This window comes from Rubripirellula lacrimiformis (genome assembly GCF_007741535.1).
In the GTDB taxonomy this organism is placed as follows: Bacteria; Planctomycetota; Planctomycetia; order Pirellulales; family Pirellulaceae; genus Rubripirellula; species Rubripirellula lacrimiformis.
Window position 1 is genome coordinate 4,620,916 of sequence record NZ_CP036525.1, and the last position, 20,328, is coordinate 4,641,243.

Annotated in this window: 22 protein-coding genes, 1 tRNA gene and 3 pseudogenes; 13 read left to right on the forward strand and 13 right to left on the reverse strand. The window is 55.7% G+C overall.

Annotated features, from left to right (window positions below):
* The first annotated feature begins 74 nt into the window (after positions 1 to 74).
* Together K227x_RS16120 and K227x_RS16130 are read left to right on the forward strand one after the other, a co-directional pair.
* The gene (locus K227x_RS16120) at positions 75 to 1,595 is read left to right on the forward strand and encodes an AAA family ATPase (protein ID WP_218933297.1); all 1,521 of its coding nucleotides are present in this window, start codon (positions 75 to 77) and stop codon (positions 1,593 to 1,595) included.
* Positions 1,592 to 1,930: a hypothetical protein gene (locus K227x_RS16130; protein WP_145171025.1), complete on the forward strand. Its 339-nt coding sequence runs from the start codon at positions 1,592 to 1,594 to the stop codon at positions 1,928 to 1,930. Before K227x_RS16120 ends, K227x_RS16130 begins: the two co-directional genes overlap by 4 nt.
* Here K227x_RS16130 and K227x_RS16135 read toward each other — a convergent pair.
* Positions 1,922 to 3,382, reverse strand: coding sequence for a protein kinase domain-containing protein (locus K227x_RS16135; protein ID WP_145171027.1), 1,461 nt, complete (start codon positions 3,380 to 3,382; stop codon positions 1,922 to 1,924). The genes K227x_RS16130 and K227x_RS16135 overlap by 9 nt on opposite strands.
* A 100-nt stretch (positions 3,383 to 3,482) precedes the next feature.
* Here K227x_RS16135 and K227x_RS16140 point away from each other — a divergent pair, with 100 nt between their 5' ends.
* Positions 3,483 to 3,737, forward strand: coding sequence for a 4Fe-4S dicluster domain-containing protein (locus K227x_RS16140; protein WP_391540454.1), 255 nt, complete (start codon positions 3,483 to 3,485; stop codon positions 3,735 to 3,737).
* A 1-nt stretch (position 3,738) separates the two neighbouring features.
* On the opposite strand, the gene K227x_RS16145 is transcribed toward K227x_RS16140, so the two are convergent.
* The 7 genes and pseudogenes from K227x_RS16145 to K227x_RS16170 form a co-directional block, all read right to left on the reverse strand.
* On the reverse strand, positions 3,739 to 3,894 hold the full coding sequence (locus tag K227x_RS16145; RefSeq protein WP_449314261.1) for a hypothetical protein: 156 nt from the start codon (positions 3,892 to 3,894) through the stop codon (positions 3,739 to 3,741).
* Positions 3,895 to 4,025: 131 nt separating this feature from the next.
* On the reverse strand, positions 4,026 to 4,343 hold the full coding sequence (locus K227x_RS16150; protein ID WP_246145844.1) for a four helix bundle protein: 318 nt from the start codon (positions 4,341 to 4,343) through the stop codon (positions 4,026 to 4,028).
* Between the two features lie 52 nt (positions 4,344 to 4,395).
* Positions 4,396 to 4,533: pseudogene (locus K227x_RS16155) on the reverse strand (peptidase M28); the annotation flags it as partial.
* A gap of 225 nt (positions 4,534 to 4,758) precedes the next feature.
* Positions 4,759 to 5,046, reverse strand: coding sequence for a YdeI/OmpD-associated family protein (locus tag K227x_RS31200; protein ID WP_246145846.1), 288 nt, complete (start codon positions 5,044 to 5,046; stop codon positions 4,759 to 4,761).
* Complete coding sequence (locus K227x_RS31205) at positions 5,046 to 5,246, reverse strand: hypothetical protein (protein ID WP_246145847.1); 201 nt, start codon at positions 5,244 to 5,246, stop codon at positions 5,046 to 5,048. The genes K227x_RS31200 and K227x_RS31205 overlap by 1 nt, the downstream gene beginning before the upstream one ends.
* Before the next feature lie 194 nt (positions 5,247 to 5,440).
* Positions 5,441 to 5,983, reverse strand: a complete 543-nt coding sequence (locus K227x_RS16165; protein WP_145171030.1) for a hypothetical protein — start codon at positions 5,981 to 5,983, stop codon at positions 5,441 to 5,443.
* A complete protein-coding gene (locus K227x_RS16170; protein WP_145171032.1) occupies positions 5,980 to 7,737 on the reverse strand; it encodes a hypothetical protein in 1,758 nt (585 codons plus the stop codon). Before K227x_RS16170 ends, K227x_RS16165 begins: the two co-directional genes overlap by 4 nt.
* Positions 7,738 to 8,039: 302 nt before the next feature.
* On the opposite strand from K227x_RS16170, the gene K227x_RS16175 reads away from it, so the two are divergent.
* From K227x_RS16175 to K227x_RS16195, 5 genes and pseudogenes are all read left to right on the forward strand, one after another.
* Positions 8,040 to 8,117 (forward strand) — tRNA-Cys (locus K227x_RS16175).
* Positions 8,118 to 8,550: 433 nt separating this feature from the next.
* Positions 8,551 to 9,669 (forward strand): slipin family protein, encoded by a 1,119-nt coding sequence (locus tag K227x_RS16180; RefSeq protein WP_145171034.1) that lies wholly within the window; start codon positions 8,551 to 8,553, stop codon positions 9,667 to 9,669.
* A 135-nt stretch (positions 9,670 to 9,804) separates the two neighbouring features.
* Entirely contained in the window at positions 9,805 to 10,329 is a 525-nt protein-coding gene (locus K227x_RS16185) for a hypothetical protein (RefSeq protein WP_145171036.1), read from the forward strand.
* Positions 10,326 to 11,396, forward strand: a complete 1,071-nt coding sequence (locus K227x_RS16190) for an ADP-ribosylglycohydrolase family protein (protein WP_145171038.1) — start codon at positions 10,326 to 10,328, stop codon at positions 11,394 to 11,396. The genes K227x_RS16185 and K227x_RS16190 overlap by 4 nt, the downstream gene beginning before the upstream one ends.
* 3 nt (positions 11,397 to 11,399) lie before the next feature.
* Positions 11,400 to 12,044: pseudogene (locus tag K227x_RS16195) on the forward strand (M28 family peptidase); the annotation flags it as partial.
* A 238-nt stretch (positions 12,045 to 12,282) separates the two neighbouring features.
* Here K227x_RS16195 and K227x_RS16200 read toward each other — a convergent pair.
* On the reverse strand, positions 12,283 to 13,494 hold the full coding sequence (locus K227x_RS16200; RefSeq protein WP_218933298.1) for a transposase: 1,212 nt from the start codon (positions 13,492 to 13,494) through the stop codon (positions 12,283 to 12,285).
* Positions 13,495 to 13,815: 321 nt separating this feature from the next.
* Positions 13,816 to 14,286: a macro domain-containing protein gene (locus K227x_RS16205; protein ID WP_145171042.1), complete on the reverse strand. Its 471-nt coding sequence runs from the start codon at positions 14,284 to 14,286 to the stop codon at positions 13,816 to 13,818.
* Positions 14,287 to 15,223: 937 nt separating this feature from the next.
* Between K227x_RS16205 and K227x_RS16210 the strand changes: the two genes are divergently transcribed.
* Genes K227x_RS16210 through K227x_RS16225 form a run of 4 tightly spaced genes read left to right on the forward strand, consistent with a single transcriptional unit; the run spans position 15,224 to position 17,908 of the window.
* Entirely contained in the window at positions 15,224 to 15,436 is a 213-nt protein-coding gene (locus K227x_RS16210; protein WP_145171044.1) for a hypothetical protein, read from the forward strand.
* Positions 15,433 to 15,924 (forward strand): DUF2924 domain-containing protein, encoded by a 492-nt coding sequence (locus K227x_RS16215; RefSeq protein WP_145171046.1) that lies wholly within the window; start codon positions 15,433 to 15,435, stop codon positions 15,922 to 15,924. The genes K227x_RS16210 and K227x_RS16215 overlap by 4 nt, the downstream gene beginning before the upstream one ends.
* A complete protein-coding gene (locus tag K227x_RS16220) occupies positions 15,921 to 17,495 on the forward strand; it encodes a recombinase family protein (protein ID WP_145171048.1) in 1,575 nt (524 codons plus the stop codon). Before K227x_RS16215 ends, K227x_RS16220 begins: the two co-directional genes overlap by 4 nt.
* Positions 17,492 to 17,908: a hypothetical protein gene (locus K227x_RS16225; RefSeq protein WP_246145848.1), complete on the forward strand. Its 417-nt coding sequence runs from the start codon at positions 17,492 to 17,494 to the stop codon at positions 17,906 to 17,908. Before K227x_RS16220 ends, K227x_RS16225 begins: the two co-directional genes overlap by 4 nt.
* A gap of 8 nt (positions 17,909 to 17,916) precedes the next feature.
* On the opposite strand, the gene K227x_RS16230 is transcribed toward K227x_RS16225, so the two are convergent.
* From K227x_RS16230 to K227x_RS16240, 3 genes are read right to left on the reverse strand one after another with little or no spacing between them, the layout of a single operon-like run.
* Positions 17,917 to 18,810, reverse strand: coding sequence for a hypothetical protein (locus K227x_RS16230; RefSeq protein WP_145171050.1), 894 nt, complete (start codon positions 18,808 to 18,810; stop codon positions 17,917 to 17,919).
* Between the two features lie 48 nt (positions 18,811 to 18,858).
* Positions 18,859 to 19,512 (reverse strand): class I SAM-dependent methyltransferase, encoded by a 654-nt coding sequence (locus K227x_RS16235; protein ID WP_218933299.1) that lies wholly within the window; start codon positions 19,510 to 19,512, stop codon positions 18,859 to 18,861.
* A gap of 51 nt (positions 19,513 to 19,563) precedes the next feature.
* Positions 19,564 to 19,983 carry a hypothetical protein gene (locus K227x_RS16240; RefSeq protein ID WP_145171054.1) on the reverse strand — a complete coding sequence of 140 codons (420 nt, stop codon included), beginning with the start codon at positions 19,981 to 19,983 and terminating at the stop codon, positions 19,564 to 19,566.
* 186 nt (positions 19,984 to 20,169) lie between these two features.
* On the opposite strand from K227x_RS16240, the pseudogene K227x_RS31210 reads away from it, so the two are divergent.
* A pseudogene (locus K227x_RS31210) lies at positions 20,170 to 20,277 on the forward strand (anti-sigma factor family protein); the annotation flags it as partial.
* Between the last annotated feature and the right edge of the window lie 51 nt (positions 20,278 to 20,328).

The window sequence follows — 20,328 nt, forward strand, 5'->3', positions numbered from 1 at the left end:
GAAGATTCAAACCGGCAGGCGGGAGCCTGCAAAACAGGGCGTTCCCAGGCGGGAGCCAGGGAACGAGATTGAAAATGAACTGGCAACAACTCACACGATCGACGCACGACGAGATCTTGGCCTGGGCCGAGACGCAGGCCTGGGCGGTCGCGATGGCGAATTGCAATCAGGATGCGACGTGGCATGCCGAGGGCGACGTATGGACGCACACCAAGATGGTTTGCGATCAGTTGCCGCAATTGGATGAGTGGGACACGCTTGATTCCACGGACCAGCTTGTGCTGCTGCTGACGGCTTTGTTTCATGATGCGGCCAAGCCGTTGACGACGGTGCTCGATCCGGAGACCGGTCACGTGCGATCGCCGAACCACGCGGTCAAAGGCGAACATCTGGTGCGCGGCGTGTTGCGAGACATCGAGTGCCCGCTCGATGTGCGTGAGCGGGTTTGCGGACTGGTTCGCTATCACGGCCGGCCAGCGTTCCTGCTCGAGCGGACATCGCCGGAACGTGAAGTCATCAAAATGACATGGCTGACCGAAGATCGGTTCCTGTATCTGTTCGCCCTTGCCGAAACTCGAGGCCGGGATACCGAGTCGATGAGCCGTCCGCAGGAGAACCTGCACTGTTGGAAACTGGTGTCCGATGAGAACCAGTGTTTTGCATCGCGATATCCGTTTGCGACGGACCATGCTCGGATCACGTACTTTCGCCAAGACGAACCAAACCTGCACTACGTTCCCCATGAAGATTTCAAATGCACGGTGACGATGATGTGCGGGTTACCTGGCAGCGGGAAAGATACTTGGCTCGCTCAGCATCGCTGCTACCTGCCTGTGGTCTCGCTCGACGCCATGAGAAGTGAACTCAAGGTCGATCCTACCGACGATCAAGGACGAGTGATCCAGCTCGCTACCGAACGATGTCGCGAACACTTGAGAGCCGGACGATCGTTCGCGCTGAACGCCACGAACCTGATGCGGCAAGCCTCGATCACGCTGGACCGGATTGTTCGCCGACTACGACGCCGAGTTGGAACTGGTCTATGTGGAGCCACCGATACGAAAGATTCTGAAGCAGAACCGCGATCGGGAGGCCCTGGTTCCCGAGAGTGTGATTCGCAAACTCGCCGGCAAAGTCGAGCCACCGACGTGGTTGGAAGGACATCAGATAACGTTGGTCAGCGACAATGGTTAGACTGCTGTATCTGTGTTCTCCGAAATCACCTGCGAATTGCAATGCCTGAGATTTACACCGGTCCGATTGCTCTCGAAGCCCTTGTCAGCTTCGACACTCGGGCTGAGGACTCGGCTTGCCCATACACGTTTCTCGCATTCCCGATGCAGATTGTAGGCGAACACGGAGTTCCGACGGATCCAGATGCGGAATCGTACATCGCTGCGGTCCAAAGCGAAGGCGTCCCGGTTGGAATCTGGACGCGATCCCCAGTGGAAGGGACTGCCTATGCGGCCGTGGATCTGGAACAGATTTCAAGTCTGCATGAAGCGATCAAACGTCTGACTGAACGTGGCCAGTTCACTCGCGAATTTGCGGCAGAGTTGTGCGACCGCCTCCTTCAGAGCGAGCAAGCCGAGTGAATGTCACAGGATTGAACTGCGTCGAAGCGGCCATTGCTGAAGAAGGCTACTTGATGAAGTTGATCGCCAACGAAACGGCAGCCCACTTCTTTCCTTACACGACCGAACATCGGGACATCCGAATTCCAGGACTGAACTACGACGACGATTCGGCGGGGAACGCATTGGCGGCGATGGTCAAACCTGGCGTTATTGAATTCCGGCATCACCGAGCTTTTTCGGACCAGCGTGTGCGAGAGATCGCCACCCGTATTGTCGCTGATCCGGTTGGCGAGTTTGCCTCATGCTTTGCGATCCATTACCAAGGAAGGATCCTCATCCCGAGTTCATCTTGATCGGAGGGCTGAATCAAGCTTCGTCACGATGCCTGCGACCGTTATCGTTCGATCCGCGGGGGATTTACGGAGTGTGTCCGCCAGAATGCTGAGAAGTGCTTCGGGGACTGCTTCGTCTGGGGGCACTTCTGGATCGTGACCCGAAAGAGTCTCCACCAACGCTTCTTCACAACAGTGACCGGTGCTGGGTGGGGTTCGGAACAGCAGCCAGTGGATCAAACCGCCAATGGCGTAGATGTCTGTCTTCACACTGATGGAGCCGAAAGCTGGGGCGATCTGCTCCGGTGCGGCAAAGCCCAGGGTTCCGCCCATGACTTGTGACGATGAATCGGCTGATGCCTGTGAGAAACCAAAATCGGTGATCGTGATTCGGTCGTCCGCATCGACCAGAACGTTGCTTGGTGAGAGATCACCGTGGACCAGGCCGGCTTGATGGACGGCCCCGATGGCTTCGCAGATCTGCCGTAGCCAGACGATGATCTGCTTCGGTGCGACGCTGCTAACTTCTTGCAAAGAGCGTCCGTCAATCCACTCGCTGATGACATACGGGCCACCGTGCGGCGATTCGCCGAAACCAAGGTAACGGATCACACCAGGATGATTGATCTGTGACGCGATGTTGATCTCGCGTAGGAAAGACTCGCGAGCACCCTCGTTTTGCCAGAACGCCTTGCGGAGGAATTTGACAGCGACGACGGTGCGTCCGCCGGACTGCATGCTAGCCCGGTAGACCTTTCCAAAACCACCGCTGCCGATCAGTTTGCCGAGCACGAACTCGTTGTAGTTCACTCGCGGCAGCGCTTGCGCGCTGTCTGCCACGTGTGCGAATTTTTCGACTCTAGCGGGATTCGGGTCCAGTAACTGGCGAACGCGTGACAGCCGGCGACGAACAGTGCGTTCGTCGATCCCCAGCGACTCGGCTAGTTCCCGCTGCGCCTGTCCGGCCAGCAGGCCCTCAACGATCACGAACAGATCCTCCGGTAGTTCTGTCTTCAACGTGGTCAGAAAAGCGTCTGCCTCATCGTAAGCATTGGATTCGTCGTCGCTGGCAACCTGTCGTTCGACACTGTCGAGTGAGAGTCGGCTCTGACCGCCGCCACGCTTAGCCGCTGATTGACGCTCAATCGAACGAGCCATCTTTCGACGCGCAAATGTCGCTAGCAGCGGCCATAGCGAAACACTGCGACTGGCCTGGATGCGACTGTGCCTGGCCGCGTCGAAGAAACTGCCCATCGCCGACTGAACCACTTCGCTCGGATCAATCGAGGCCTGGTAGCGACGATTCAGACGGCTGGCGACCAAGGCCACCAAGCGGATGGCGTAGCGGTCAAACAGGACTTCGGCGGCTCGCTCGTCGCCTGATTTCCACGCGCGCAGCAACCATCGATCCGGACGATCCGTGATCGACTCGGAAAGTTTCGACTTTTCTTCGGGGCGGGTGTCCGGTTCCAAACTCGCTTTCTCACTTCCTTTGTGGCATAGGCATCCTGCCTGTGATGGAAAAACCGACAGGCTGGAAGCCTATCCCACTTTAGGAGACACGAGAATGGCAATGGTGGTGACTCAGCCCTGCATTGGGTGCAAAGAAAAATCCTGCTTACCGGTTTGCCCGGTCGAGTGTTTTCACACGAGCGAAAACGAACCCATGGTCTATATCGACCCCGACGAGTGTATCGACTGCGGAGCCTGCGTCGCTGAGTGCCCGGCCGAGGCGATCTTCTACGAAGACGACGTACTGGACCAATGGATCAGCTATATCGAACTGAACGCCACCAAGTCGGCGGAGTGTCCGACCGCACACGAGTGATCTACCCAAGCAACCGTCGCATCGCCGCAGCCACCCCCAGCGTGACTTCGGTCATGCGGGGGTAATCGAGTGTGTCGGGGGTATCGGTGGATTGGTGGTAGTTGGGATTGCGCAGGAAGCTGGTGTCGGTCGCGGGATTGCAAATTGAACAATGCAAATTGGCAATTGGACGGCGATCATTTTTGGGACGCTCTGCGAGTTCTCGCTTTGTCGCGTTCTTCGTTTCTGCGGACCGTTACCAGAGATTGGCCAAGGATTCGACACAGTTTATTGGTCTCATTAGCAAGCTTAGCCATTCTTGCTTTCTGGAAGCAAATCCGATCGCATGATGAGCTTGATCCAGCATCGCGTCTCGCGAAGCTCATTCAAAACAATGCGCACTTCGTGAATGAAGTCGCGACGGCTTTCCGCTGCGCACGCTTCTTCGATATTTGGTGCAGGCGACGTTGCGCTTCGCACAAGTTGTCCGGCAATGTGTTTCCCTAGCCGCGTATCCGGCAAAGCATCGACAACTTTCCCCATGCGAACAGCAAATTCCAGCAAGCGTTCCGATAGATCATTCGGCTTCATCGCAATCGCCAGACAATGCCCTTTCGTCCACGGCACGATCTTACCAATTTGAAATTTGCAATGTTCATCTTGCAATTTGCAATCGATCGGCCCATTGACCTTCGATGTAGCCGATCGTCGCTTGAATCGTTTTCGGCTTTTGCAACGTGCGCGGACCGATCAACCCGGCGAGTCGATCGACATGCAGACGGAGGTTGGCTTCGATTTGATCGCGGTCAACATTCATGTGTACATCAGGGCGGGCCGGCGAAAGTCGTGAAAGAAAACGATGAACCGAAACAGCACGTTGCGAAACAACACGGCGAATGGACTAACGGTAAATGGCTTGGCGGGACGATTCCGCTGTATGGCGTCCGCTTATGTTTCGCCCAGTGATCGCATCCCGGCGGATTCGCCGGATTCCTGACCACCAAATTTAAAAACGACCAGTGGCGCCCATAGGTCTTCCCTTTCAAGTGCGCCGTGACAACTTGGATTGCTCCATCAACGTGTCAATGACTTCTTCGACACGTCGCTCGCGAGTTTCGACCATTTTGGCCGAGTCGACTCGGTAACAGAAACCGCGACGCTTGCCCGCGGTCCAACTGTCCCACACTTCGCGAGCAGCATCGTTCGCTTCCAACGCGTACCGCAACTCCATCGGCACCGTGATCGCGTCTTGGACAGCGATGTCAAACGAAACCGACACCCGATCACCCATCGATACACCGCAAAGCTTCTGCAACTTCTTGGAAACCATCAGATACCATTTCCCCTTCTTGGCATCAAAGCCGCTTCGAAACGGACGCCTTCGATTTCGCCGTCAATTCGCAAACGCTTCGTCTTCGCAAAGTCGAACCGTGACAAGATCTCCTTGGGAACGTAAACGACTGAAAACAGCACCTTTCCAAAGCCATATTTCACGATCTCGGCGTCAAAGATGTAGGGATAGTCACTCATGTTGCTTCAAATCGTAGGATCACAAGTCGTTTAACATGATTCTAGCTGATCGAAGCAAGTTGCCCGAGGCCATCTTCGGTTGCTTCCTTGCATTCTGCGTAAGCAATGCACGGCATCGCATGGCCGGGTCGGCACTGGATGCCGGGAGACTGTCGCCGCTGGCATTGACCGAACGTCGCCGCGTCAACGACGATTCAGTTGCACACTGAAGTGTGAATGTTCAGCGGAGAAGTCGTCTGCAGAGCAACGGACGCTTTGTCGCTCCCTGGAATATTTGACGCTGCGATGGCTAGGCTGGCGGCTTGCGATTCGATCCAATCTTGCAAGTCTTCGTGGATGATCATCTTGACGTCACTGACGCCACGCAGCGTGTACTGCACTGTTTTCCCGATTAGGCACCAACGCCTTGGTTCGATGTGGCAGTCGCCGAAGGGGATCAGTAGCGGCGGGTGAAAGACCGAGAAGGGTTTCATCAGCTTTAGCAAGACACCTTGGCGTGTCACGCTGACGGTCGCGATTCCTTTGTACGAGTTCCACCCGATATCGCCGGCAATCAGAATCACCGTCTGCATTGTCCGCTTGGCAGCACCATCGGTGGCGTCGCCAACAACGGAATCGACTGCGCGATAAGCTCGGGCCAGACGGGTCCATCGCCGAGCATTGCACTTCCAGATCAAGGCGACGAATACGATTGGCACACTGTAGCTGAACAGTTGGAAGATCAAGTTTCCGATCATATCTCTTGCTCCGGTGTGGTTTCCTGTTCATACCGTCGCATCTTGTCGGATACCTGGCGAAGGTTCCGCTGGACAGACTTTGGTGATTGATTTGGGAAGACTGGCAAGTCCTCCAGCGCAACGCCCATTCTGGCCAATGCGAATCGCCACTGGTCGGCATCGCCAGCGTTGTTCATGATGGGCGATGGTCGACTTAGAAACAGTTCTCGTATCCGCGGTGCTGCGGCCGATGCCTGCGGCCCCAAGCGAATGAATGCTGCGCGTATGCCTTCGATCAATGCGCGTCGATCACGCCAATGCGGGATCCCCAACGCGGTATCGAGCATCGCATCGAGCTTTGGCATCGCTTGCTTCGGACCAAGGTCAGCCAAAGTCGCGATCAGAGGTGCCGCTTGTTGATAGATCTCAGGCGAGTCGAAGATTTCGAGATACTTCTCACTTGGATTGGCAAACGTGCCCTGCGGCAAACTCGCCAGTCGCTCGGCCAACCAATCACGCAGACTTGCCGAGGTGTGATCCATGGCAATTCGATCCACGTAGGAATCTCTCATCGCCACAGGCGTCTTGTCTTTGGAAAAGACGTTCTTAATGGGCGTCTCAATGTCTCGGACGCGATCATCGGCCACGATTCTCGTGATCACTGCATGATCCTGGGGCTTGGCGTCAAAGAAAAACAAGCCGAGGTAGCGACGTGCCAAGTCGAGTTTGGCGGTCGCTGCCATCGGGTCATCGAGTGCAAGCATGGTTTGGTCACGCAGCACGACCAACGCGCCAGCGTCACACGGCGGTACCGTGAAATTGATCGCTTGCAGTAGCTCGGATTCAGTCTCGAGCGACCGCTCGCCAGACTCCAAGATCCGGCGTCCAACGTGAAAGGACGCCGAGGCGGGACCACCGGACATGTTGGCTTGGAATCCGAAGTAGAACATGCGAGCGGGTACGGCCTGCTTTCGATAGCTCTTGCGAAACCGCACCTCGCCACTGGAGTCAAAGATCGTGATCCGGCGAAGGGTGCAAGTTCGTTGATTCGATGGGTTCTCAATCCGGACAATCCAATCGGCCTCTTCCGCATCGATCACTTTGACTTCCCGCAGTCGATCTTGTCCGGCCAATCGCTGCGCCCAATAAGCCTCCACCGCCTTGGATGCCGTGATCACCTTCATCCCACGATTCGCCTGAACCAAGGGCGAATATTCGCGGACGATACGGCCCGGCTGATGCGGAAAGATGCCAGCGGTGGGGTCTGCCTTCGCGGAGACCAAGGAGTAGGCGGCGGAGGGCTGAGCATCCGACCGCTTGTCCCGTCCAGCGTTCAATGCAGCGGTCACCGTGGTAACACTATTCACACCGGGCGAGTCGAGCACCGCGAGAGCCAAGTAGTCGCATTCAGGCTTGCGGCGTTGATCCGGCCTTTCGATACGCACATGCCCAGCCAGTTCGATGACCTGATTGGATAGCACGTCCGGCAACTCGTCCGCGCGGTACGAAGAAATCGCGGCCAAACGGAACGGCTGCATGACAGCCCAACCCAGCAGCAGCGTGACACCGAATGCCACCGCGGTTGCCGTCATGGGCGAAGAGATGGGTAGCAGTCGCCGGACAACGGCCGTCACGGCCAGGTAGATAAACACCGTAGGCGCGAATGTCAAAACCAACCCAGGCACGATCAATAGGAAATACCCTAACACCACCAACTGGGGTGCCGTGATCGCTAGCCCGGCGAGAACGCCGGTGATGACAAGTGCATACTTCATCCGCAAATTCGTTACAAAGGTAAGGTCTGCCGCAATTCAATCCGTCACGGGCAAACGATCGAATCGCGATCGTCGAGCGCTCCGAACCGTAACAAGCGCGTGCCGCTGAGAAATCTAGCTCGCCGTCAGCCGACGTGCCCGAATTTTCGACTTCTCGATTTGTCTGATGTCAGTCTGCGAACTCACCCGTTTGCAACGTGTCTCAACCATTGCGACTGGCCGATGTGAGTTCCGGCGGCGCGGTGTCCTCGCTCGTTTGCGATTGTTTCTCCGTGTGCCGTAGACGGTTTCTGCATGAGCATCGGTCGGAGTAGCTCAGTTGGATAGAGCATCAGGCTGCAACCCTGACGGTCACGGGTTCGACTCCCGTCACGCACCAACGTTGGCTGAAAACCAACGCCGCGAGCACGAAAGTGTTCACCATGAAGCTGGCGGGCATTCGGTTGCCTCGTCCAATCGGCTGGCAAACGTCGATCGGCCTCGGTCGTGACGCGTGCGTTCGGCAACACGATGGTTTCGCCCTGCAGGTTTGCAGACGAATCATTCGGCAGCATCGGACGAAACTGACAACGGTCTTTGATAGAACGATTGGTAACGCGAAGCCTCGGCAACGCTTTACCGGTCCAAACGCGAAGCCCCGATCCAGTGGACGCCGATCACGCGCGGGTGGCTCAGAGCAAACTTCCGCGAATGTTTCGTGTGATTCAGCGAACAATCGTCTGCCCAAAAGCCTCCTTCAATCAAACCAATCGAACACGAAGCCGCCGGCGAGTCGGCAATGAATCTCGCCATTAAGTTCAGGAGAACGATCCGATGTTGTTCAGGAAAATCCACATCCGCAGCTACGAAGTCGGACTGAAGTTCCGCGACGGCGAATTCGTTGGTTTGCTCAACGCTGGCAAACACTATGTGTTCACGCGATTCGGCAAGACCCAAGTCGAAGTCGTCAGCAAGCGAGATCCGTGGATCCAGCACGAACAACTCGACGTGATTGTGAAGTCCGGTGTGTTGGCTGATAAGGCGGAAGTCGTTGACCTGCGGGATCATGAGCGAGCCCTGGTGTGGATCGACGGACGGTTCAGTCGTGTGCTTGGCCCAGGTCTGTACGCCTACTGGATTAGCGTTCGCGATGTGCGCATTGAAACGGTCACGATCGAAAACGCACGGCTCGAGCACAAACAGCTCGCGTCGATCGTTCGCGGTGCCGATGCGATTCGCTTCCTTGACGAGTGCAAGGTTGACCGAGATCACGTTGGCGTGCTGTTCTTGGACGGCCGTTATGTCGATCAGCTTGGTCCTGGTTTGTACGCGTTCTGGAAAGATGCCGGTGATGCTCGCGTGGTGGAAATCGACATGCGAGAATCACAGGTCGACGTGTCGGGCCAAGAAATGTTGACCGCGGACAAGGTGTCGCTGCGAATCAACGCGATGGTGACGTACGTGGTGAAGGATGCTCGCCGAGCGGTGAGTGCGTCAGACGACGTGCGTCAGTCGATCTACCGCGAAACGCAACTCGCGCTGCGTGCGTCGGTGGGCGGTCGTGAACTCGACGTGTTTCTCAGCGGCAAGAATGGCGAGGGCAAAGACGATCTGATCGAAGAACTCGAACAGAACGTTCGCGACCGGGCCGGCGTGCTCGGTTTGGAAGTCGTCTCGGTGGGAATCCGCGACGTCATTTTGCCCGGCGACATGAAGGACTTGATGAACAAAGTGACCGAGGCCAAGAAAGCGGCCGAAGCCAACTTGATTGCCCGTCGTGAGGAAACGGCCGCGATGCGTAGTCAAGCCAACACGGCAAAACTACTGGCCGACAACCCAACGCTAATGCGATTGCGAGAACTGGAAGTCCTCGAAAAGGTCGCATCGGCCGGCAACATGAACATCGTGCTCGGCGAAAAGGGACTCGCAGATCGCGTTGTGAACCTGTTGTAGTCGCCGAAGAATGTTAGACTCTCGAAAGCTCGCAGCGGAGTTCTTCACTGCGGGCTTTTTTTTGGCCGTTCTGAAGAGTGGGGTCAATAAATTCTGTCTGACATTCCACTGAGCATCCCTAGCAAGCACACAGCGATGACAACTCCTGACTTGTCACAATTTAACTTCACTATTTCGATTGAGACTGTCGCGGACACGATCAAAATAGTTCAGAAACGCACGAATGAAGAACGCACACGGCGTTTTGACGACATCGCCGCGAAACAGGGCAATGTTATGGGGGCAGCAGTGCAACTTGGCGGTCTCGGGGTGTCTATGGATCTCGTTGAGCATGCGTTGTACGTGCTTTTGGTTCTTTTCGAGATCTTTGAGGCAGAGGCTCCCGGGCTTCCAACGGTGAGTCAAGAGACGGTCCAGGCGGAATTCGATCGGTATGCAGAATCAGTCAAGTTTTACGAGGACGAAACGCCAGCAAATGCGACGCATCTTCAAACAATCCAATGGGAGAATTTCAGCGAACATGCCGTCGTTGCGTTCGTGGTGTCCCACCTCACTGACCATGTCAAAGGATTCAACCGTGATACGGAATTCGTTCGGCAGTGCTGCATGGTGATGATGCAATCCTACGTTAGAACTTACCGGGACTGGCTTGGGGAATGAATCGAGTAACTCCTGTAACACACGACGCAATCATTGGATGCATCCTGGGAACCGCCGTCGGCGATGCTCTTGGGTTGCCGTACGAAGGTGTTTCGTCGGAGCGAGCGCCCCGATTGCTCGGCCCGCCGGATCGTTACCGGTTCTTTCTCCGGCGCGGCATGATTTCCGACGATACAGAACACACCTGCTTGGTGGCCGGGTCGTTGATCGAAGCGAACGGCGATGTCGATCTTTTCGCACGTCGTTTCGCCAGTCGGCTGCGATGGTGGATCCTGGCTTTGCCGGCGGGCGTCGGTAAAGCGACCGCTCGAGCGGGCATCAAACTCTGGTTAGGAGCCAAGCCCAACAGCGCCGGCGTCTTCTCCGCAGGCAACGGTCCGGCGATGCGAGCGGCGATCTTTGGCGCGGCGTTCGACGACCTTCCCAAGATGCTTCAGTTCGTGCGATCTTCATCGCGTTTGACGCACACCGATCCCAAAGCGGAATACGGCGCGATCGCGGTGGCACTCGCCGCTCGACATTCACGTGACCATGATTCGGTGGATGCGAACCTGTGGCTGTCCGATGTTGTCGATACCGTGGGCGATGACGGATCCGAACTGACTGAGTTGTTACGTCGATCCGTCGACAGCGTGGCGACCGGAGAGTCAACCAAGTCGTTTGCTGATTTGCTGGGGTTATCGCAAGGCGTCAGCGGCTACACCTACCACACCGTCCCCGTCGCCATTCACGCATGGTTGTCTCACCCAAGAGATTATCGGCAGGCGGTCACGGAGATCATTCAGTGCGGAGGCGACGCCGACACCACCGCGGCAATTGTGGGCGGAATTGTCGGTGCCGGAGTCGGTGAAGACGGAATCCCGCGGGCATGGATCGGCGGCATTTGGGAATACCCACGCAGCGTCGCCTGGATGCGATCACTTGGCAAAACACTGGCCGACACACTTCATGAGAAGCGTCCAGCCAAGCCACCCACCGTCAATCCACTCGCCGTCTTGATTCGCAACATGCTGTTTTTGTTCATCGTTCTCTTTCACGGCTTCCGCCGACTTGCACCGCCATACTGACTGTTGAATCCCGACCGCGAACAAATCGAAGCCAACCTTCGTCTGTATGTCGATCGACTTGCGGGGTTGATCGGTCCGCGCACGTTGCAAAAGCCGAAAACGATTCAAGCGACGATCGGTTACATCGAAGGTCAATGGTCCGAGATGGGTTACACGAATGATCGCGAGTGCTATGACGCTCTCGGCGATGAAGCCACGAACTTGATCGTCGAACAACCCGGATCAAAACGTGCCAGCGAGATTGTTGTGCTGGGCGCTCACTACGACACGGTCTTCTCGACGCCCGGTGCCGACGACAACGCATCCGCCGTGGCGGTGATGTTGGAAGTTAGCCGCTTGCTGCGCAAGCACACCGGCAAGCGGACCGCACGCTATGTCGCGTTCGCCTGCGAAGAGCCGCCGTACTTCAACGTCGATGCGATGGGCAGCCAGCACCATGCCCGCCAATCACGCAAACGTGGTGACGACATTGTCGGCATGCTGTGCCTGGAGATGGTCGGCTATTACAGCTTGCACAAAGGATCTCAAGAAATCCCACCAGCGATCCCAAAATTCCTCCACCGATTCTTTCCCAAGCGAGGCAACTTTCTCGCTGCCGTCGGCAACATGCCGTCCTGGAAGTTGAACTGGCAATTCCGCCAGCAGTTCCCGGTCGCCCCGTGCTACTGGGTGGTGAGCGTGGGGTGTAGGTGCATTTGAAGGTTGGTCGAGCTGCCGAGGCCTGCTGCGATAGGGATATCGTGCCTTCGGAACCGACGTCCACCGCTCATGTGTAGTCCCAAACGAAAAATCGGAGTGGGAGTGCTCGGCTGGGCGCGTGCGTCACCAGTGCTGAGGCCAAAGTCAACGTTCTAGACCGCTGGGGTTACGCTACTTCTGGTCGATCTTATCCACGAGGCGACGGAACACCCATCGCCGATCCACTGAGCATCGCTTGCCAAAGTTCGGCAAACGATTCAAACACGAAGTGACTCACATGGCTGCGAAGCTTTTCCCACAACGCTCGGCGACTCTTGAACTTCTCCTGCACCGAGGCAAACAGCGGACAGCATGCTTGCTGTACTTGGTCAACCATGAACGCTAAAAACATCAGCAGCATCAGTACCGTTGATAGGTTTTGCTTTCCATGGCCGTAGTTGTGTTCAAAGTGGTAGCCTTGATTCTTGAGCGTATTAAACGTCTCATTCTCAATCCGCCAGCGACTACGACCTCCCGCGGCGAATTTCGATAGCAGCGAACGATCTAACGTGACGTTCGTCACCCAACTGAATCGCTTGCTCACTTCGCCGCTATCGTTGTCGTATTCAAAGTGCTGCAGAAAATTCACTCGCAGAGATTGATTCGACGCATTGAGCGCCAGGTCACTGACGCACTGGGTCTCGCTTTGGATGACGCGGTTACCGATCGGGTCAACCCGTGTGAGTGTTTCGATTCGGTCTTCGTCGCCCGCAGCAATCACTTGATCGAACAAGTGAGCGTGGTCACCCGGTTTTGCACCGAGCAAGTAACTCATCTTCAGATCTTTCAGGTCGGCGATGTGCGGAGCGTTGCTGGCCAGTCCGTCTTCGACCACGATCAGCTTGATCTTCGGATAGAGCAAGCGAATTCGCTTCAATAGACGTCGTGTCGCATTACGTTCGCAATCGTTTTTGGTTTCTCCGTCTTGTTTGACGATGGGTTCGATTGCCAGTGGGATGACGACTTTCTGGTCGGGATGAACGAGCACCGCGGCAACCGCTTGATGCACATACTGAATCTTGCCACCACTGGTTTTACGTTCCAAGCACTCGGGGCAATGGATCTTTGAGGAACAGAAGTATCCAGTGCCATCGATCGCTAGCAGGTAATGATCATTGTGGAACGCGAACTCTCGGAGGACGTTCCTGCGTTGAAGTTCGTGGAAGATGTCGGCAAAGGCTTCGTTGAGATGACTTGTATCGATAACGTCAAGGATCTCTCGTATGGACGTATCGCTGGGAATAGCGTCGATCCCGAAGAGTCGTTTGATGGCAGGTTCGCCGGACCGTTCTTCAAAAGCTGACAGTGATGGGTCTTTGAGTGAGAACATCGCAAACGCAGCCAAGAGAGTATCCACCATTGGATAAACCGTCCCGGATTGTTCCCGCGCGTCGGGGACCGATTGAAATCTCCGGCGTAACGTATCGATGAGTGCATCAGCGCAAAGGAATCGCCGCAACTTGGGGAACTGGGGCGCCGGACGGGTCATGATCGATCGCGTTGGACGAGAGCGAAAGCCGTCCATTGGAGCGTCAACCCCCGCCTCCAATCAAGGCTTCATCCAATCGCGACACGCTAGCAAATCACCGCACCGTATTTTACGGGATTTAGCCAACCGCCGGGAACTGCTGGCACATCCCCGACTTGGATATTGATCTGCATTTGATCAGAACCTGTTTATTCAGTTTTTCTGAAATTGAACGATGACGACTCGCCCTCCGAAGCTAATGTTCGCAAGCTCATCCCTCATCATATCAAGAACCGCTTCAGGCGACCCGCCACCGGTACCCGCACCAATCAGTGGCAACGCGATCGAATTGAATTGCTTCTCCTCAGCCAATGCCAACGCGCTCTGACACGATTGGCGGATCGACCTTTCGCTTGATCGCCACCACATGCTTATGCCGGCCACATGGATAATTGCTTTGAATGGCAGATTGCCCGCACTGGTTAGCACCGCACCACCAAGCGGAATTGCCCCGTGCTTGGCAAGCTCACGAAACGGAGCGTATCCACCACGCCGTTTAATCGCTCCCGAGACGACCTGCGGAAGCAGTAGCCACCAAGGGATGATGTTTCGATTCCAGGCGTTGACGACTACATCGACGTCTTGGTCGAGAAGGTCGCCCGTCACGATTTGGATATTGCCCAAGAGTGAGTTACCTCGGAAAAGTGATGGCGTGGTTAACTTGCATATTGGATATCTCGAGAACGGGCGGAGGTTTGGGAAATCCAGGAAAATGGTTCTGTATCAGGCGTCTCCCGCTAGGTCGGTTCTAGAAACGTTGACCAAATTCTTCGGATAGCACTCCGGGACTTCATAACCTGGAGGTCTGCATCGTACAGAGACACGAGAGACCTTTGCCCGAGATCGCCCCAGAGACCGCCATCGCCGGAGGCCGGATAGTACTTTCCCAGAGACACGCCGAAAGAAGTTTTGCTGGCCAGCGATGACGCAAGTCCTTGCCAGATAAGAGATAAAGCACGAAAAAAGCCGGCGTCAGTCATGAAGACCAACGTCGGCTGATTCGATAACCCGGCGGTCGGATTAAACCGACATGCCAGATTGAAGTTGTGGGCGACCGGCGGTTTTCAAACTCTTGCGGGATTCTAGCCGTTGGTCAGAAGGCTTGCCAGATTAAGCGGTGATTTTCTTGTAGGTATTGCTCGGTTTCAGGAATCGGATTGTACGTTGCCGTTCCTTGGTGGGGTGAATTGTTTTTGATTGGCTTGATTTTTACTTTGGCGCGCATGCGGACGTAATGACGGCATAGGTAACCGGGGAGGGAGCGTTTGGTTGCTCCCGGTTCCTTGTTGTTCTTATAAAGGGTTGCGTATGGGTAAGCCGGATTTGGATGTGGGTGAGTTGTCGCCGGATGAGCGACGACGGGCTGTGGCTGAATTGCTTGGTCGCGGCGTGGGGCGGTGGAAACGGTTTTGCCTGGAAACTGTTTCGGGAACTCTTGAAGACTCTTTGGGAAAGCCGCTTGAGGCGGGTCGGTTTCCAGGGCTCTCTGTGACGGACGCGGTTTCTGAGCGGCAGATGACCGCGGCCGAATCCATTCCTTCTTTCACAGAGGTACCCTTTCATGAGTGATGCAAGACGCAGCAATATCGCTGCCATTCTTTCGCGTGCATTGACTCGCTGCCGAACCAAGGCAGAACAATCTGCGACGCAATGTGCGATCTACACTCGTCAGTCGAATCAAGTCGACGTCGAACAAGATTCCGAATCGCTCGAGATCAACGAATTGTCGATCGTCTCCGAAACGGAGCAAGCTAACACGGAGGTGAGCCGATGACGGATGAAACTCGATTGGCGGTTGCTGCGCTTGATGACAAAACAGTCAATGAATTGCGAACGCTCTATGAAGAAGTGTTCGATGAAGTCTGTCGCAGCCGGCACAAAAAGTATTTGGTTCGACGCATCGCTTGGCGATTGCAAGCGTTAGACGAAGGCGGTCTGAGCAACGAAGCGAAACAGAAGGCTCGCGAGTTGGCGGCGACTTCGGATCTTCGCATGACGGCTCCTCGCGAAGAGGTTATGGACAACGTTCGCCGGGTCACACCTGAAGAGGACGGGTATGTCGACTGGGATCCTCGATTGCCGCCGCCGGGCAGCTTTCTGGAACGGCGATACAAGGGCCAGATGGTTCGCGTGCTCGTATTGACGGACGGATTTGAATACGAGGGCAAGCGGTTTCGTTCGCTGTCGAAAGTTGCGGGCGAGATCACCGGTGTCAGCTACAACGGATTCCTCTTCTTTCGGCTCGGAAGGAGAAAGAAATGAAAAAGCAAACGGAATCTGAACGGCGGATCATTCGGTGCGCGATCTACACTCGCAAGTCGACTGAGGAAGGTCTTGATCAAGAGTTCAATTCGTTGGACGCCCAGCGTGAGGCCGGCGAGAACTTCATCGCCAGTCAATCGCAAGAGGGTTGGAAGGTTGTTCCGACACACTACGACGATGGTGGCTATTCGGGCGGCAACGTTGACCGGCCGGCGATGAAGCGATTGTTGGAGGATATCACGGCGGGCAAGATTGATTGCGTGGTCGTCTACAAGGTCGACCGACTGAGTCGCAGTTTGCTGGACTTCTCGAAGATCATGGAAACGTTCGACAACCATGGCGTGTCGTTCGTGTCGGTGACGCAACAGTTCAATACGACGCACTCGATGGGTCGGTTGACGTTGAACATCTTGCTTTCGTTCGCCCAGTTTGAACGAGAGATCATTGGCGAGCGGATTCGCGACAAGATTGCGGCTCAGCGACGGCGCGGGAAATGGGCGGGCGGTATCCCGGTGCTGGGCTACGACGTTGACCGGTCCGGGCCAAGCCCGAAGTTGGTGGTCAACGCTGACGAGGCGGCGAAGGTGCGGCGTATCTTTGGGTTGTATCTCGAAATGGAGTCGATGACGCCGGTGGTCGAAGAACTTGACCGTCGTGGCTGGTGCTTGAAGTCTTGGAAGACGAAATCGGGAAAGACGAGAGGCGGTAAACCATTTGATAAGTCGTCGCTGCATACGATGCTGACCAACCAAACCTACATTGGCCGGATCAAGCATAAGACGCAGACGTTCAAGGGTGAGCACACGCCGATTATTGACCAGAAGCTATTTGATGATGTCGCGGCGATCATGCGTAGTCACGCTCGCGGCGGCGGCAATCACCTGGTCAACAAGTATCAAGCGTTATTAAAGGGTTTGATCTATTGCCCGGCATGCAACTACTCGATGGTTCACAACGTAGCTCGCCGCCGGTCGAAAGTGTACCGCTACTACACGTGTGTGACGGCGATCAAACGCGGGCGGAAGTACTGTCCGTCGCCATCGCTTCCAGCTGCAGATATCGAGGCGGCCGTGGTCGACCAGATTCGCTGTATCGCCGACGATCCAGGCTTACGCCGCGATGTGTTGGAGCAGTCGAGTAAACGTTGCGAAGCGGAGTTGGCGGAGTTGAATACCCAACGAACGCAGCTCACCCAACGGTTGAATCACCAGCACGAGCAGATGAAACACATAAGCAGCTCGACTGACGTCGGGTCTGGCGATTCAGAACGATTGGCCGCGTTACACCAAGAAGTTGCGGGCATTATCGAGTCGCTTGAAATCGTTGACGGCGAGATCAAACGCTTGACAGCCGAACAGATCGACGAGCGTGATGTGAACGCGGCCTTCTCGGATTTTGGCAACGTTTGGAATGAGCTGAACATACGCGAGAAGTCGGCGGTGCTGACGTTGCTGATTAGTCGAATCGAATTCGACGCTGACGAAAGCTCACTTTCGATTTCGATGCACCCGGCGGGCATCAAAACCTTTTCCGCCGAAGCGACCGAACAACAGCAGGAGACGAATTCATGATTACGGTCAAATGTAAGATCAACGTGAACCTGAAGAAACCCGCCAAGAAGAAGCCGGAGTCGGTCGACGAACCACCGGTGAAACGGCGCGGAAAGGTACCAAGGATTTCACGCTTGATGGCACTCGCGATTCGGATGGACGAGATGCTGCGGCGTGGCGAAGCACAGGACACGATCGAACTTGCCGAGTTGGGCAAAGTCTCGCAGCCTCGCCTCACTCAAATCCTGAGCCTATCGCTGCTCGCCCCCGAGATCCAAGAAGCGTTGCTGTACCTGCCCCGCGAAATGACGGGGCGTTCCAAAATTCACGAAAGGAACTTGCGTCCGATCACGAAGCAACTGTGTTGGGTCAAGCAACGTAGAATGTGGAGCGAGCTGATTCGCTCAGTCAATCCGACGGCGAACGATATTTGACGCCGTATTTAGAACGCTGGTGGAGTGATTCCCTTGGCTTTGAGGGCCGCGAGGTATTTGTCGGGTTCGGCGACTAGCTTTTTGGCGCAGCCGGGGCAGCAGATGTAGACGGCTTTTCCGTTCACATTCACTTTGCCTGGAACGCCCATGCCGCCGAGTGGTTCGTCCATCACGGGACATGTTTTCTGTGCGGCGATCGCAGCAGCATCGGCAAGCGTTGATTTAAAAACGCCTTCGCGGACTTGTTCGCCCTTGGCGGTGTAGTACTTGGTGAGGTACTGGTCGGGTGAGGCTTCGACTTTCTTGGTACAGCCAGCACAGCAGACGAAGAGCGACTTATCACCAATCGTGATCTTGGGTGGCTTGCCCATCGAGCCAAGAGGTTGGCCGCTTACGGGGCACGTGGCTTGAAGGCTAATGAGCAGTTCGTCTGAGAGCTTACCGCTGGCGAGTTTGCCCATCGCGTGGAAGACCAGAGGCTGGCTTCCGATATTGGTGATCTCGACATTCATGTGCAACGGTCGATCAACGACTTTGGAAAGGTCGACGCCGACTCCAATCGCGAGATTCTTGAGCGTTTTGAGTTGGTAGGTGTATTCCTTCTCGCTGTCACCGACTCGCAGTTTCAGTGTTCCGGTCGCGTCGGGCGGGGCGATCGGTTGGTCGTTCTTGCCAAGGATCATGAACATGATGCCTTTGTCGGCGATCACGGTTTCAACGCGACGGTCGCCGACGGTTTGCAGGGTGCCGCCGTGCGGGCCAGTTGCCTCGGTGGCGTGGCTGTGGCCAGCGTGGTCGTGTCCGGCGTGATTGTGCGGCGCGGCTGCTCCCTGGGCGAATACTGGTTGAGGTGTCACCAGCAAAGCTGCCGTACAAACGGTTGCAAAGATTCGTCGTTTCATGGGAAGTTCCATATCGGAAAAGGTCGGGGAAAGGCAATCAGTCTTGCGTTAGCTGACGTGGGAATACACATGGAATACGGCTGCCCCGTACTTGTAAGTTAGCGACTGCTCTAAGTAGTCATCGCCCGCCAGTAACTCGGGGAAGCGGAATTCGTCGATAATAAGACATAGGTCTCGCGGGTGATCCTTGAGAGACTGTCTTATCATCTCAAGAAATCGCTCTGTTACCGAACAGCCGAACGGTGAATACAGAAAGAAGACGGTTTCGCTTCCGTCCATCTGGTAGTCAAGGATGTTGGTGCAGACGACCTTAATCGAACCCGTCTTGGGCTTCGCTTCTTTGAAGTTCGCAACGTTTCGCTGTGCGATCTGACACAAATCAGGTGAGATTTCTAAACCGACGACTTGGTCAAATCCCTGCTCCGCAGCGAGCAAAAGGATTCGGCCCTTGCCACATCCAACATCGACGAACACTCCATCGCGAGGGAGATTGACCTCCTCCATGATCTTGCGAAAGTACCTCGCGCGAGTCGGTTTGTATTTGTCGGCGTGCTGCTTGTCTTCTTGACTGATGTCCAGGTCGTCGATGGCGACCTCGGATCGAGTGTCAAGTTGATAGCGTTTATCGAACACGTAGTCGTCGTAGACACTCAAAGCACTTTGAAGAGTGCTTGTCGGTCGCGTTGAGAGAACTCGTTTCATAAAATCAGTCGTGGGCATAGGTGCTTTCGTTGTCGAATTTATGGGTGCTCGTTACTTCACCTTCGCCAGGTACTTCTCGGGGTCGGCGAGCAGTTTGTCTTTGCAGCCGTCGCAGCAAATCCACACCGACTTGCCGTTCACGTCGACTTTTTCGGGTGCTCCCATCGTTCCCAGCATCTCGCCGCTGACGGGGCACATGTGTTGGGCCATGGCGGACTTGTGATCTTCCGGAGAGAGCTCTTTCAGGCCCGCCATCATCTTGGTCATCGGCGAATCGGAATCGGCGCTGGCGTGGTCGCCGTGATCGTGATCGGCGTGGTCGCCATGGTCATGGTCGACGTGGACCTCGGCCGTGTCGCTGGCGGGAGTCGCGGGTGGCGTCACAGGATCGGATTCCGGCGAGTTGCAGCCGTAGATGCCGAGAATGAGCAGCCCGCCGAGTAGAAACGGGATGAATTTCGTGAGTCGCATGGGGTTTTCCCTTCGCGGATGAGGAGGGCGATTTCTTCGGTTGACGTGCATTTGGATACATGGGCGGTCGCTTTCTTCACGCGGCGCGACAAGAATTCTTCTAATTGGCCTAAATGCGTGAAGAAACGCCGACTTCGGGCATCAAAAACACATCAGCAGAAGCGTCTCACAGAGAATGAGTGGGTTATGTCAACCAACGATTGCAAAACGGTGCAGCCATATCTGTCGGCTTATCACGACGGCGAGCTTGCGGCTGGACAATCGGCAAAGGTGGCGAAACACGTTGAGTCATGCGAATCGTGTGCGGCAGAGCTGAGTTCGTTCAGGTCACTCGGGTCGGATTTC

Bases quoted from the DNA above. Each gene is read 5' to 3' on its own strand.
- K227x_RS16120 (WP_218933297.1), top strand. From the start codon at position 75: ATGAACTGGCAACAACTCACACGATCGACGCACGACGAGATCTTGGCC.
- K227x_RS16140 (WP_391540454.1), top strand. From the start codon at position 3,483: ATGGTGGTGACTCAGCCCTGCATTGGGTGCAAAGAAAAATCCTGCTTA.
- K227x_RS31200 (WP_246145846.1), bottom strand. From the start codon at position 5,046: ATGGTTTCCAAGAAGTTGCAGAAGCTTTGCGGTGTATCGATGGGTGAT.
- K227x_RS31205 (WP_246145847.1), bottom strand. From the start codon at position 5,246: ATGAGTGACTATCCCTACATCTTTGACGCCGAGATCGTGAAATATGGC.
- K227x_RS16165 (WP_145171030.1), bottom strand. From the start codon at position 5,983: ATGATCGGAAACTTGATCTTCCAACTGTTCAGCTACAGTGTGCCAATC.
- K227x_RS16170 (WP_145171032.1), bottom strand. From the start codon at position 7,737: ATGAAGTATGCACTTGTCATCACCGGCGTTCTCGCCGGGCTAGCGATC.
- K227x_RS16180 (WP_145171034.1), top strand. From the start codon at position 8,551: ATGTTGTTCAGGAAAATCCACATCCGCAGCTACGAAGTCGGACTGAAG.
- K227x_RS16185 (WP_145171036.1), top strand. From the start codon at position 9,805: ATGACAACTCCTGACTTGTCACAATTTAACTTCACTATTTCGATTGAG.
- K227x_RS16190 (WP_145171038.1), top strand. From the start codon at position 10,326: ATGAATCGAGTAACTCCTGTAACACACGACGCAATCATTGGATGCATC.
- K227x_RS16200 (WP_218933298.1), bottom strand. From the start codon at position 13,494: ATGGTGGATACTCTCTTGGCTGCGTTTGCGATGTTCTCACTCAAAGAC.
- K227x_RS16210 (WP_145171044.1), top strand. From the start codon at position 15,224: ATGAGTGATGCAAGACGCAGCAATATCGCTGCCATTCTTTCGCGTGCA.
- K227x_RS16215 (WP_145171046.1), top strand. From the start codon at position 15,433: ATGACGGATGAAACTCGATTGGCGGTTGCTGCGCTTGATGACAAAACA.
- K227x_RS16220 (WP_145171048.1), top strand. From the start codon at position 15,921: ATGAAAAAGCAAACGGAATCTGAACGGCGGATCATTCGGTGCGCGATC.
- K227x_RS16225 (WP_246145848.1), top strand. From the start codon at position 17,492: ATGATTACGGTCAAATGTAAGATCAACGTGAACCTGAAGAAACCCGCC.
- K227x_RS16230 (WP_145171050.1), bottom strand. From the start codon at position 18,810: ATGAAACGACGAATCTTTGCAACCGTTTGTACGGCAGCTTTGCTGGTG.
- K227x_RS16235 (WP_218933299.1), bottom strand. From the start codon at position 19,512: ATGAAACGAGTTCTCTCAACGCGACCGACAAGCACTCTTCAAAGTGCT.
- K227x_RS16240 (WP_145171054.1), bottom strand. From the start codon at position 19,983: ATGCGACTCACGAAATTCATCCCGTTTCTACTCGGCGGGCTGCTCATT.